Here is a 12,666-nt window from a genome sequence, read left to right as displayed (position 1 = left end):
GAAGGAGAAACCGATGATCCAGTCCTCCCGCACCAGGCCGTTCGCGGCGGAACTTCCCCTGCGGCTCCGCAAGCTCCGCCGGGACGACCACGGGATGTCCACGGTCGAATACGCGATAGGCACCGTGGCCGCCGCGGCCTTCGGGGCCCTGCTCTACACAGTCGTCACCGGCGAGTCGATCCTCACCGCGCTCACCGGGATCGTCGAGCGCGCCCTGACGGTCACGTTCTGATGGGCGCACGAGCCCCGGCCGGGTGTCGTCCGGCCAGAGCACCGACCAGCCCGGTGCACCACCGGGATCGGGGTGCGGTCACCGTCGAGGCGGCGCTGGCCCTGTGCAGCCTCGCGGTGTTCCTCACCGTTGCGGTCGGAGCCATCGCGGCAGCGGGCGGGTCGATCCGATGTGTCGACGCGGCCCGCGAGCTCGCCCGGCTGGCGGCTCGCGGAGAAGCCGATCGCGGGCGCACCGTCGCCACCAAGCTGGCGCCGTCCGGCGCCAGCTTGGCGCTGCGCCTCGAAGGCGAACTCGTCGTCGCCGAGGTGTCGGCCGAGGTCCTGCACCCCCTGCCGGTGCGGATCGGCAGCCGCGCGGTGGCCGCGCTCGAGCCGCGGGCCACCGGGCCGTGAGAGCGCACGCGCAGCGACCGCCCGACCGGGGCAGCGCCACCGTGTGGGCGGCGTTCGGCATCGCGGTGATCATGACCGTGTTCGTCGTCGGGTTGCACCTGGGCGCCGCGGTGATCGCCCGGCACCGGGCCGAAGCGGCCGCTGACCTGGCGGCGCTCGCGGCGGCGGGCCTGGCCGTCGAGGGGGCGCAGGCGGCGTGCCGGCGGGCCGGCGAGGTGGCCGGCGCGATGGGCGGCACCGTCACGTCGTGCCGGCTCGCCGGGTGGGACGCGCTGCTGGAGGTCCGCGTACCGATCAGCGTCGCCCTTCCCGGCATCGACACCGCAACCGGCCGGGCGCGGGCCGGCCCGGTGCCCACAGCCGGCGAATCGCCTCCCGCACCACCCGGCGTCGGGCCCCGCCGCCGAACGAACCAGCCGTGCCTCGCCCGACCGGTGCCACCTCCCCCGGCCGCGCGCCGAATCCCACGACGAGCGGTCGCCCGACGTGGACAGGCGGGACCGGCCGACCTGCCCCGGGCCGGCCCCCGGCGTTCCCGGGCCGCCTGACGACTCGGCGCACCACCGGAACGCTCGTCGTCACACCGGTACCGATCAGCGACAGGCACTGGAAACCGTTCGCTCCGGCGCGCCTACTGGATGCAGTCCCCGGTGGGGTTCTCCCTGCCAGACCCCGGAAGTCGCTCCCCAGACTGCGGTGGGGCCGGAACGTCGGAACCGACGCCCACCCCATATCCGGCCCACCGCGCGCCGACCGTCGCCGGCCGGCCCGGCCCCCGACGCGGCCGGCCGGCGGCGGTCTATCCCGGGGCAACTATCCCGGGGCAGTGGGCACGGACGGAGTGGTCGGTCGGCCCGGCCTTCCGGGCGCCGCGGGCCGTTCACCCAGCGCGTCGAGCACCACGTCGAGCACGACCAGGGCGCCCGCCTTGTCCAGTGGGGCGTTGCCGTTCCCGCATTTCGGCGACTGCACACAGGACGGGCAGCCGGTGCGGCACTCGCAGTCGGCGATGGCGGCGCGGGTGGCGGCCAGCCAACGGCCGAGCACCGCGTGCCCGCGCTCGGCGAAGCCCGCACCACCGGGGTGACCGTCGTGCACGAACACGGTGGGCCGGCCGGTGTGCGGGTGCAGCGCGGTGGACATCCCCCCGACGTCCCAGCGGTCGCAGATCGCGAAGAGCGGCAGGAGACCGATCGCGGCGTGCTCGGCGGCGTGCAGCGCGCCGGGGATCCGTCGCGGCGGCACCCCGGCCGCCACGAGTGCCTCCTCGTCCACGTCGTACCAGACACCGCGCGTGCGCAGCACCTGCTCGGGCAGGTCGAGCGGCGTGGTCGCCAGCACGGTGCCGTCCGGTGCGCGTCGCAGGTACTCCACCACCTGCGAGGTCACCGTCACCTCGCCGAACGACACCCGCACCGGCCCGAGGTCGCGGTGGGCCAGCACGTGAGCCACCTCGACGTCGGCTGTGGAACGCGCGTCCGTGCGATACCCGGGGTCGCCCGTCGCCACCACGGCGATCCCGGACTCGAGGTCCAGCTGCCGCACGAGGTAGGTCTCGCCGCGATGCAGGTACACCGCCCCGGAGTGCACCGTCGCCGGCGCGGACGCACCGTCCACCGTGCCGAGCATGCGGCCGGTGTCCGCCTCCACCACGGCCACCTGGCCGAGCCCGGATCCCCTGATGTCCACCGTGCCGGCCGGGCGTTCCCGGGTGGACGGCCAGTACCAACCGGTCGGCCTGCGGCGCAGCACCCCGTCGGCCACGAGCTCGTCGAGCACCGCGGCGGCGGGGGCACCACCGAAGACGTCGCGCACGTCGTCCTCGGTCAGCGGCAGCTCGGCGGCGGCGCAGACGAGTTGCGGGCCCAGCACGTAGGGGTTCGTCGGGTCGAGCACGCAGCCCTCCACCGGCGCACCGAGGAGGGCCTCCGGGTGGTGCACGAGATAGGTGTCCATCGGGTCGTCCCGCGCCACGAGCACCACGAACGCCTCGTCACGGGCCCGACCGGCGCGTCCGGACTGCTGCCAGAACGAGGCACGGGTGCCGGGGAAGCCCGCCACCACCACCGCGTCGAGACCGGCGATGTCCACGCCGAGCTCGAGCGCGTTCGTGGTCGCCATCCCGAGGAGCTCACCGCGGGCCAGCGCGGCCTCGAGCGCACGCCGTTCCTCGGGCAGGTAGCCGCCGCGGTAGGCGGCCACCCGGTCCGCCAGGCCGGGGTCGACGTCGGTGAGCAGCCGCTGCGCGGTGAGCGCGGCCACCTCGGCGCCGCGCCGGGAGCGCACGAACACGAGCGTGCGTGCCCCCTCCACCACCAGGTCGGCGAGCATCCGCGCCGCCTCGGTGCCGGCGGGGCGGCGCACGGGTGCCCCGTTCTCGCCGGTCAGCTCCGGGAGCAGGGGTGGCTCCCACAGCGCGACGGTGCGTCCCGCGGCGGGCGACCCGTCCTCGGTCACCGCCACCACGTCCCGGCCGGTGAGCCGCGCGGCGAACGCCGCGGGCTCGGCCACCGTGGCCGAGGCGAGCACGAGCGTGGGGCGCGAGCCGTAGCGCGCACACACCCGCAGCAACCTGCGCAGCAGGAGGGCCACGTGCGAGCCGAACACGCCGCGGTAGGTGTGGCACTCGTCCACCACCACGAACTGCAGCCTGCGCAGGAACATCGCCCACTGCCCGTGCCTCGGCAGCAGGGCGCGGTGCACCATGTCCGGGTTGCTGAACACCCAGCGGCCGTGCCGACGCGCCCAGTCACGGGCATCGGCCGGGGTGTCGCCATCGAACGGTGCGGGACGCACGTCGGGCACGGCGAGCGCGTCGAGCGCACGCAACTGATCGGCCGCGAGGGCCTTGGTCGGCGAGAGGTAGAGCGCGGTGGCCTTGGGATCCTGCGCGAACCGCGAGAGCACGGGCAGCTGGTAGGCCAGCGACTTCCCCGACGCCGTCCCGGTGGCCACCACCACGTCCCGGCCCGCCCAGGCCAGTTCGGCCGCGTCGGCCTGGTGCGTCCACGGCACCGGCACCCCCTGGCGGGCCAGGGCCTCGCGCAGCGGTGGCGGCACCCAACCCGGCCAGTCCGCGGTCCGCCCGGGGCGCGCCGGGAGCCGCACGGCGTGCCGCAGCGGACCGGTCGCGTCGCCGTCGGGGGCCTCGCACCCGGCGAGCACGCGGCGCAGCAGGACCTCGCCCCGGCCCGCCGACTCGCACCCGTCGCCCACGGTGCCCGAGGTTGGCACACCACACCGACGCCGAACCCTTCCGGCCCCGCGCCCGGTGCAGTCGATCACGTGCGTGAGGGGGCTCACTGCGCGGTGTCGAAAGCCACACACTTACACTGCACGCGCCTGTAGCACGCCCAACTGGGGCGACGGGCTTCTCAAGACGCCAGGGTTGCCGTCCGTGTTCCCTGGCCCGTTTCGTAGTGACCAGGAGGACGGATGTCCGTGTCCACCCTCGCCGCGAGCGAACTGACGCTCGCGGGGGGCGACTACGCCATCGTCGGCGTGGTCGCGGTGGTCGCGCTCGCCGCACTGGCCATCGGCTTCGTCCTGCTCCGGGAGGTTCTCGCTGCCGGCGAGGGCACCTCGAAGATGCAGGACATCGGTCGAGCGGTCCAGGAAGGCGCCGCGGCGTACCTCAACCGCCAGTTCCGCACGCTCGGCATCTTCGTCGTCGTCGTGTTCGTACTGCTGTTCGCGTTGCCGGGCGACATCGGCGAGCGCGTGGGGCGGTCGATCTTCTTCGTGATCGGCGCGGTGTTCTCCGCGACGATCGGCTACCTCGGCATGTGGCTCGCCACCCGGGCCAACATCCGGGTCGCCGCCGCCGCCCGCGAGAGCGGCGGCCGGGAGAAGGCCATGCGCATCGCGTTCCGCACCGGCGGCGTGGTCGGCATGTTCACGGTCGGCCTCGGCCTGTTCGGCGCCGCGGTCGTGGTGATGGTCTACACCGGCCAGGCCCCGAAGGTGCTCGAGGGCTTCGGCTTCGGCGCCGCGCTGCTCGCGATGTTCATGCGTGTCGGCGGCGGCATCTTCACCAAGGCCGCCGACGTCGGCGCCGACCTCGTCGGCAAGGTCGAGCAGGGCATCCCCGAGGACGACCCGCGCAACGCGGCCACCATCGCCGACAACGTCGGCGACAACGTCGGCGACTGCGCCGGCATGGCCGCCGACCTGTTCGAGTCGTACGCGGTCACGCTCGTCGCCGCCCTGATCCTGGGCACCGCGGCGTTCGGCCAGCAGGGCCTGCTGTTCCCGCTGATCGTGCCGGCCATCGGGGTGCTCACCGCGGTCGTCGGTGTCTACATCACGCGCGCCCGGGAGGGCGAGGGTGGCCTCAAGGCCATCAACCGCAGCTTCTACATCTCGGCGGTCATCTCGGCCGTGCTGTGCGTGATCGCCGCGTTCGTGTACCTGCCGTCGAGCTTCGCCGACCTCACCAACCCCGGCGACGCCGGCGTCGTGGACGACATGGGCGGGGCCAACCCGCAGCTGATCGCATCGGCCGCGGTGCTCATCGGCATCGTGCTCGCCGGCGTGATCCTCTGGCTCACCGGCTACTTCACCGGCACCGAGCACAAGCCGGTGAAGACGGTGGGCGAGTCCTCGCTCACCGGAGCGGCCACCGTCATCCTCGCGGGCATCTCGATCGGCTTCGAGTCGGCGGTCTACACCGCGCTCGTCATCGGTGCCGCGGTGTTCGGCGCGTTCGCGCTGGCCACAGGATCCATCACGGTGGCGCTGTTCGCCGTCGCGCTGGCCGGCACCGGCCTGCTCACCACGGTCGGCGTGATCGTCGCGATGGACACCTTCGGCCCGGTGTCGGACAACGCGCAGGGCATCGCCGAGATGTCCGGCGACGTCGAGGGCGACGGCGTCGGCATCCTCACCGAGCTCGACGCGGTGGGCAACACCACCAAGGCGATCACCAAGGGCATCGCGATCTCCACGGCGGTGCTGGCGGCCACGGCCCTGTTCGGCTCGTACCGCGACGCCATCTCCCAGGCACTCAGCGAGGCCGGCGTCGCGGCGCAGGACGCGGGCAGGGCGTTCGTCTACGAGGTGTTCTCCCCGAACACGCTCGTCGGCGTGATCATCGGCGCATCGGTCGTGTTCATGTTCTCCGGACTCGCGATCAACGCCGTCACGCGGGCGGCGGGCGCGATCGTGTTCGAGGTCCGCAGGCAGTTCCGGGAGGAGCCCGGGATCATGGAGGGCACCGTCCGTCCGGAGTACGGCCGCGTCGTGGACATCTGCACCCGCGACTCGCTGCGGGAGCTGGCCACCCCCGGCCTGCTCGCGATCCTCGCCCCGATCGCCGTGGGCTTCGGCCTCGGCGTCGGCCCGCTCGCCGGCTACCTGGCGGGCGCCATCGCCACCGGCACGCTGATGGCCATCTTCCTGGCCAACTCCGGCGGCGCGTGGGACAACGGCAAGAAGCTGGTCGAGGACGGCAACCACGGCGGGAAGGGCTCGCCGGCACACGAGGCCACCGTCATCGGCGACACGGTCGGCGACCCGTTCAAGGACACCGCTGGCCCGGCCATCAACCCGCTGATCAAGGTGATGAACCTGGTCTCGGTGCTGATCGCCCCGGCGATCGTGACGTTCTCGGTGGGCGACTCGGCCTCGGCGCCGCTGCGCATCGTGATCGCGATCGTCGCGGCCGCGATCATCGTCGCCGCGGTCGTGGTGTCCAAGCGGCGCAGCACCGCCATCGCCGACACCCCGGCGGAGAGCACGGTCGGCTGACCGGCGATTCCGCCATCTCCACAACACGGAGGCCGTTCACCCGTACGGGTGGACGGCCTCCGTCGTTGAAGGGGATGTCACCGGCCAGGCGCCAGCCCGGGAGGAACCCATGAGGACGCGCAGTCTCAGCTGCACCGTCGCCGCGCTCGCGGCGCTCGTCGCGGGGTGCGGCGGATCCGCCACGCCGGACGCGGACGCCGTGGCCTGGACGGACCAGGTGTGCGGGGCGCTCTCCGGCTTCACGCGAACCGCCACGACGAGCCCCGAGTTCAACCGGTCCGACCCGGTGGCCGCTGTGCAGGAACTGGACCGGTACCTCGGGGCGACCACCGAGGAGCTGCAGCGTTCGCTCACCGCGCTGGACGTCGTCGGCCCGTCCCCCGTGGACGGCGGTGACGCCTACGTCGGGCGCCTGGAGGAGGCGCTGCGCGGTATCCGGAGCGGCTTCGACTCGGCGCGCACGCAGCTCGCCGCCGTCGACGTGTCCGATCCGGCGCAGCTGGCCACCGCGGTCCCGGTGGCCCTGGCCCCCTTGCAGGAGCTGCGGAACCTGCCCGCGCCCACCGAGGGCATGCGCGACAGCCAGGAGCTCGGAGCGGCGAGCGAGGAGGCGGACAGCTGCCGCCGGCTGCGATCGACGGGCGCGCCTGCGGGCTGAGCCTGCCCTCGTCGGCGCTGGTCGGACCGGCCGGGCGAGGGCCCGGTGCGGGGCGCGTCCGACCGGCGGGCACACTGTCGGGTGACCGAGTCCCCAGCGCGTCGGGAGCAGCCGCATGCCCCGTACCACCCCGCCCGCCCTCCTCCTTCCGGCGGTCGCCGCCCTGGTGCTGAGCGGTGGGTGCACCACCTCGGTGTCGGGGGCGGCCTCGGCCAACGGTGCGGCGGTTGAGCAGGGCGCCGTCGCGTGGGTCGACCAGATCTGCGGGTCACTCCTCCCCTACGTGAAGGCGGCGGGTTCGCCGCCGAAGCCTGCCGAGGCCCCGGATGCGGCGACCCTCGTCAAGAACATCAACGACTACCTCAGCAAGTCCGAGGAGAGCGCCGGATCGGCGATCAGTGGGATGGCCGCGGCCGGCCCGGCGCCGGTCGCCGGCGGCGACGAGGTCGTCGGGCGGCTGACCAGCACGCTGGAGACCATGCGGGCGTCCCTGCGCGACGCGCGCACCCGGATCGAGCGGGTCGACATCAACGACCGGAAGGCGCTGCAGCGCGAGGTACCCGCCGCGATCGAGTCGGTCGAGCGGCTCGCGAGCACGCCGAGCCCGATGGCCGACCTGCAGGGCAACCCCGAGCTCGCGCAGGCGGGCAGCCAGGCGGCCGGTTGCCAGCAGATCGCACGTGAGGTCGGGAGGTGACCGCATGACCCGGTCTCCCGGGCCCCGCTCGGCCCTGATCGGGGTCCTCGCCACCGCAGCGCTCGTCGTCACGGCGCTGCTCACCGCGGGCTGCACCACCACGGTCGGGGGCACACCGACCCCCAACACCGGTCCCGTGCCCAGCGAAGGCCCGGGGAGCGACCCCGTCGCATGGTCCGACCGGCTCTGCGAGGCGGTGCTGAGCTTCGCCGTGCCCGCGACGTCCGCACCCGACTTCTCGACGTCGGCTGATCTGCCCGCCGTCCAGCGGACGGTCAGCTCCTACCTGAGCAGCGTCGTCACCGGGGCCCAGCAGGGCCAGGCCCAGCTCGCCGAGGTGGGCGCCGCCCCCGAACCGGGAGGGGACGACGCCACTCGCCGCGCGCAGGACGCCCTGAAAGCGCTCGAGGACGACTTCGGCGGGTTCAAGACCACCGTGGACGGAATGGACCCCGAGGATCCCGAGGCCTTCGTGGGGACGCTGGCCCAGGTCCAGTCGAAGGTCTCGGCGACCACGCCGCCGAACCCGCTCGGCGACCTCGCCGCCGCCCCCCGCCTGTACCGGGCTGCGGAGCGATCGGCGCAGTGCCAGCGCCTGTCCGCGCTGGCGTCGGTTGCGCCCCGCTAGGAGGCTTCCCTGGGCCCCATCGAGCATCACGGATCGGCGTGCCCGGTACCGCGGATCGAACGGGTGTTCTACTCTCCGCTTCGTGTCGCAGCTGTCGATGTTCTCCGCGGAGGCGCGGCCGCCACGGGTGAGCGACCTGGCGGGGCTGCTCTGCGGTCCGGGGCAGATCGCCCGGTTCGGCGCCGGGGACCAGGCCCGGCTCTCGATCGTCCTGCCCGACCCCGCCCGTGCGCCTGCGGTCGCCACGGCGTGCGCGGCCACCGGTATCCCGGTGACAACCGTCCACACCGAGTCCGGGGGGCTCGCCGTGCGCACGGCGTTCCGATGTGATCTGGTCGGGCTGGCGAAGGCGTGGATGCGCGGGTCGGTCAAATGCGTCCCGGAGGGATGGCAACTGGATGGTCCGGCGTTACGCATGTGGGCATTGGCGGCGGGCCGACCCGATGAGCGGGGCGGGTACCTGCTGGCACTCGACCCACACGCCCCCGAGACGCACCTCCCGCTCATCGCAGCGGCCACGCGGGCCGGTCTTCCGCCTGCTCGGGTCGCACGAGGTACGGCCCTGCGGATCAGCGGAACGCGGCGCGTCGCGCGCCTCGTCGAACTGGTCGGCCCGGTTCCACCGGGGGCCGCGATCACCGAGTGGCCGCGGTACTGGGGTAGAACTGCGTCTTGACGGGGTGGTTACGCTCTCGCGGCGCAGTTCGGCAGCACGTCGGGCCTTCCCGGTTCCGCAGCTGAATGTGACGAGCGTGACACAGCGGGGTGGGTGTGCGAGGGCACGGTTCCGGCGATGCCGGCTCCGCGGCAACGCATACTCGGTGTCCTGGCCTCCGTGCAGCCGGCGGTGGTACGGGGGACGGCCGGTGCGTGTGCCGACGAGAGGCGCTCGGCGGTACGTCCGTAGACGATGGAGTAGGACCAGGTGGCAACCGGAACGACGAGTGCGAAGCCCGCGACCGGCAAGGGCGCGGGCGGCGGCCGCGCGGCGGGGGGCGGCCGGCGTACCGGCACGTCCACCGGCGCGGCCAACGGGCGGCCGACCCGACGGTTGGTGATCGTCGAGTCCGGCACGAAGGCCAAGAAGATCCAGCAGTTCCTCGGGCGCGACTACATCGTGGAGGCCTCGGTCGGGCACATCCGCGACCTGCCGCGCGGAGCGGCGGACGTGCCGGCCAAGTACAAGGGTGAGTCGTGGGCCCGGCTGGGCGTCGACGTCGACAACCAGTTCGCGCCGCTCTACATCATCACGCCCGAGAAGAAGGGCAAGGTCGCCGAGCTCAAGGACGCGGTGAAGTCCGTGGACGAGATCCTGCTCGCCACCGACCCCGACCGCGAGGGCGAGGCCATCGCCTGGCACCTGCTCGACACGCTCAAGCCGAAGATCCCGGTGCGCCGGATGGTCTTCCACGAGATCAGCGAGCCGGCCATCCGCGCGGCCGTGGAGAACCTGCGCGACCTCGACCACGACCTCGTCGACGCGCAGGAGACCCGCCGCATCCTCGACCGGCTCTACGGCTACGAGGTGTCCCCCGTGCTGTGGAAGAAGGTCATGCCGAGGCTCTCGGCCGGCCGGGTGCAGTCGGTGGCCACGCGGATCATCGTGCAGCGCGAGCGCGAGCGCATGGCGTTCGTGCCGGCGTCGTACTGGGACATCGCCGCCCTGCTGGACGCGGGCGCGGAGGCGAGCCCGCGCCAGTTCCCGGCCCGGCTGGTCGGGGTGGACGGCACCCGGGTGGCCACCGGCCGCGACTTCGGCCCCGACGGGCAGCTCAAGTCGGCACGCGGCAAGGATGCGGCGCGGGCGCTGGACGAGGCGAGCGCCCGTCGCCTGGCGGAAGCCCTGGAGGGCCGCGACCTCGCCGTCGAGTCGGTCGAGTCGAAGCCGTACACCCGCAGGCCGTACCCGCCGTTCATGACGTCCACGCTGCAGCAGGAGGCGGGGCGGAAGCTGCGCTTCTCGGCCGACCGCACGATGCGCAGCGCGCAGCGGCTCTACGAGAACGGCTACATCACCTACCTGCGCACCGACTCCACCACGCTGTCGGACACGGCCATCCAGGCGGCCCGCACGCAGGCCCGCGAGCTGTACGGCGCGGAGTACGTCTCGCCGCAGCCGCGGCAGTACACGCGCAAGGTCAAGAACGCGCAGGAGGCGCACGAGGCGATCCGGCCGGCGGGCGAGACCTTCCGCACCCCGGGCGAGATCGCGGGCGAGGTCGACGGCGACGACTTCCGCCTCTACGAGCTGATCTGGCAGCGCACGGTGGCCTCCCAGATGGCCGACGCCCGCGGCACCACCGTCAGCGTCCGGATCGCGGGCACGGCGGCCACCGGCGAGGACGTCACGTTCGCCGCGTCGGGCCGCACGATCACGTTCCCCGGCTTCCTCAAGGCCTACGTCGAGACCCTCGACGAGGGCAGCGACGGCCAGGCCGACGACGCCGAGTCCCGGCTGCCCGAGCTCGTGAAGGGGCAGCCGCTCACGGCGGCCGAGCTCACCCCGGAGGGCCACACCACCAACCCGCCCGCGCGCTACACGGAGCCGAGCCTGGTGAAGGCGCTCGAGGATCTCGGCATCGGGCGGCCGTCGACCTACGCGTCGATCATCAAGACCATCCAGGACCGCGGCTACGTGTGGAAGAAGGGACAGGCACTCGTGCCGTCCTGGATCGCGTTCGCCGTGGTGGGGCTGCTGGAGCACCACTTCGGTCGGCTCATCGACTACAACTTCACCGCGGCGATGGAGGACGAGCTCGACGCGATCGCCCAGGGCACCCAGCACCGCACCGACTGGCTCTCGGGCTTCTACTTCGGCGCCGACACCGGCAGCGAGGGGTCCGTCGCGCGCTCGGGCGGGCTGAAGAAGCTCGTGGGGGTCAACCTCGAGGAGATCGACGCTCGCGAGATCAACTCGGTGCCGGTGTTCGACGACGTCGTGGTGCGCGTCGGCCGCTACGGGCCCTACCTGGAGCGCGTGCGCGACGGGGTGTCGCAGCGGGCGAACCTGCCCGACGACCTGCCCCCCGACGAACTCACCCCGGAGGTGGCCGAGCAGCTGTTCTCGGTGCCGCAGGAGGGCCGCTCGCTCGGCGTCGACCCAGTCACCGGGCACGAGATCGTCGCCAAGGAGGGCCGCTACGGGCCGTACGTCACCGAGATCCTCCCGGACACCGAGACACCGGCGGAGACCAACGGCAACGGCCGGAAGAAGGCCCCCGCGAAGCCCAAGCCCCGCACGGGCTCACTGTTCAAGTCGATGACCACCGAGTCCGTCACGCTCGAGGACGCGCTGAAGCTGCTGTCGCTGCCGCGGCTGGTGGGCGTCGACCCGGAGAGCGGCGAGGAGATCACCGCCCAGAACGGCCGCTACGGGCCTTACCTGAAGAAGGGCAGCGACTCGCGCTCCCTCGCCAACGAGGAGCAGCTGTTCACCGTCACGCTCGACGAGGCGCTGGAGATCTACAAGCAGCCCAAGCAGCGCGGGCGCCGCACGGCGGCCGCCACGCCGCCGCTGCGTGAGCTCGGCAAGGACTCGGCCACCGGCAAGCCGATGGTGATCAAGGACGGCCGGTTCGGCCCGTACGTCACCGACGGCGAGACCAACGCCTCCCTCCGCAAGGGCGACGACGTCGAGAAGATCACCGACGAGCGGGCGAGCGAGCTGCTGGCCGAGCGCCGTGCGAAGGCCGGCACCACCACCAAGAAGGCCCCCGCACGCAAGAAGGCCGCTCCGCGCAAGAAGGCGGACTCGAAGAGCTGAGAACCCGCACCGCGGGGCCGCGGCTCTGCCCCCAGCAGCACGACGGCCCCATGGTGCGCTCTCGGGTCAGGCGAGGAGCGACCGCACCGCCGTCGCCAGGCGCTTGCCGTCGGCCCGGCCGGCGGCCGCAGCGGTGGCGTGCCTCATCACCTGGCCCATCTGTCGCTGGCCGGGCCGCTCGCCGAGTTCGGCAGCGGTCTGCTCCACGGCGGCGCGGGCGATCTCGGACAGCTCGTCGTCGGACAGCTGTGCCGGCAGGTAACGGGCCAGCACCTCCCCCTCAGCGCGCTCCTGTGCGGCGAGCTCGTCGCGGCCCGCCCCGGCGAACGCCTCGGCCGACTCGGCGCGCTTCTTGGCCTCCTTGCGGATGATCGCGAGCACCTCGTCGTCACCGAGCTCCCGGGCCTCGGCACCCGCGACCTCCGCGTTGCCGATCGCCGTCAACGTCATCCGCAGAGTGGCTTTCACCAGCTCGTCCCTGGACTTCATCGCCGCGGTCAGGTCGGACCGCAGCCGCTCCTTGAGGGTGCTCACGGGAGCGCACG

Annotated in this window: 11 protein-coding genes; 9 read left to right on the top strand and 2 right to left on the bottom strand. The window is 73.2% G+C overall.

Annotation, left to right across the window (positions count from 1 at the left end; all coding sequences use genetic code 11):
- The first annotated feature begins 13 nt into the window (after nucleotides 1–13).
- From ABEA81_RS22940 to ABEA81_RS22930, 3 genes are read left to right on the top strand one after another with little or no spacing between them, the layout of a single operon-like run.
- Nucleotides 14–232 carry a DUF4244 domain-containing protein gene (locus tag ABEA81_RS22940; RefSeq protein WP_345607343.1) on the top strand — a complete coding sequence of 73 codons (219 nt, stop codon included), beginning with the start codon at nucleotides 14–16 and terminating at the stop codon, nucleotides 230–232.
- A 53-nt stretch (nucleotides 233–285) separates the two neighbouring features.
- Complete coding sequence (locus tag ABEA81_RS22935; RefSeq protein WP_345607342.1) at nucleotides 286–627, top strand: TadE family type IV pilus minor pilin; 342 nt, start codon at nucleotides 286–288, stop codon at nucleotides 625–627.
- The gene (locus ABEA81_RS22930; protein ID WP_345607341.1) at nucleotides 624–1,175 is read left to right on the top strand and encodes an Rv3654c family TadE-like protein; all 552 of its coding nucleotides are present in this window, start codon (nucleotides 624–626) and stop codon (nucleotides 1,173–1,175) included. The genes ABEA81_RS22935 and ABEA81_RS22930 overlap by 4 nt, the downstream gene beginning before the upstream one ends.
- 265 nt (nucleotides 1,176–1,440) lie before the next feature.
- On the opposite strand, the gene ABEA81_RS22925 is transcribed toward ABEA81_RS22930, so the two are convergent.
- Complete coding sequence (locus ABEA81_RS22925) at nucleotides 1,441–3,843, bottom strand: DEAD/DEAH box helicase (RefSeq protein ID WP_345607340.1); 2,403 nt, start codon at nucleotides 3,841–3,843, stop codon at nucleotides 1,441–1,443.
- A 219-nt stretch (nucleotides 3,844–4,062) separates the two neighbouring features.
- Here ABEA81_RS22925 and ABEA81_RS22920 point away from each other — a divergent pair, with 219 nt between their 5' ends.
- The 6 genes from ABEA81_RS22920 (at nucleotide 4,063) to topA (ending at nucleotide 12,121) form a co-directional block, all read left to right on the top strand.
- On the top strand, nucleotides 4,063–6,375 hold the full coding sequence (locus tag ABEA81_RS22920; protein ID WP_345607339.1) for a sodium-translocating pyrophosphatase: 2,313 nt from the start codon (nucleotides 4,063–4,065) through the stop codon (nucleotides 6,373–6,375).
- Nucleotides 6,376–6,484: 109 nt separating this feature from the next.
- Nucleotides 6,485–7,033, top strand: coding sequence for a hypothetical protein (locus ABEA81_RS22915; RefSeq protein WP_345607338.1), 549 nt, complete (start codon nucleotides 6,485–6,487; stop codon nucleotides 7,031–7,033).
- A gap of 115 nt (nucleotides 7,034–7,148) precedes the next feature.
- Nucleotides 7,149–7,730 carry a hypothetical protein gene (locus ABEA81_RS22910; protein WP_345607337.1) on the top strand — a complete coding sequence of 194 codons (582 nt, stop codon included), beginning with the start codon at nucleotides 7,149–7,151 and terminating at the stop codon, nucleotides 7,728–7,730.
- 4 nt (nucleotides 7,731–7,734) lie between these two features.
- Complete coding sequence (locus ABEA81_RS22905; protein WP_345607336.1) at nucleotides 7,735–8,358, top strand: hypothetical protein; 624 nt, start codon at nucleotides 7,735–7,737, stop codon at nucleotides 8,356–8,358.
- Between the two features lie 82 nt (nucleotides 8,359–8,440).
- Nucleotides 8,441–9,034: a hypothetical protein gene (locus tag ABEA81_RS22900; RefSeq protein WP_345607335.1), complete on the top strand. Its 594-nt coding sequence runs from the start codon at nucleotides 8,441–8,443 to the stop codon at nucleotides 9,032–9,034.
- 378 nt (nucleotides 9,035–9,412) lie between these two features.
- Nucleotides 9,413–12,121 (top strand): type I DNA topoisomerase, encoded by a 2,709-nt coding sequence (gene topA, locus ABEA81_RS22895; RefSeq protein WP_345607363.1) that lies wholly within the window; start codon nucleotides 9,413–9,415, stop codon nucleotides 12,119–12,121.
- Nucleotides 12,122–12,187: 66 nt separating this feature from the next.
- On the opposite strand, the gene ABEA81_RS22890 is transcribed toward topA, so the two are convergent.
- A complete protein-coding gene (locus ABEA81_RS22890; RefSeq protein WP_345607334.1) occupies nucleotides 12,188–12,655 on the bottom strand; it encodes a GatB/YqeY domain-containing protein in 468 nt (155 codons plus the stop codon).
- Nucleotides 12,656–12,666 lie beyond the last annotated feature (11 nt).

The sequence above is a fragment of the Pseudonocardia adelaidensis genome, assembly GCF_039543345.1.
Lineage (GTDB): Bacteria > Actinomycetota > Actinomycetes > Mycobacteriales > Pseudonocardiaceae > Pseudonocardia > Pseudonocardia adelaidensis.
The sequence above is the reverse complement of the archived record's forward strand: the minus strand, read 5'-3'. Positions and strand labels throughout refer to the sequence as shown.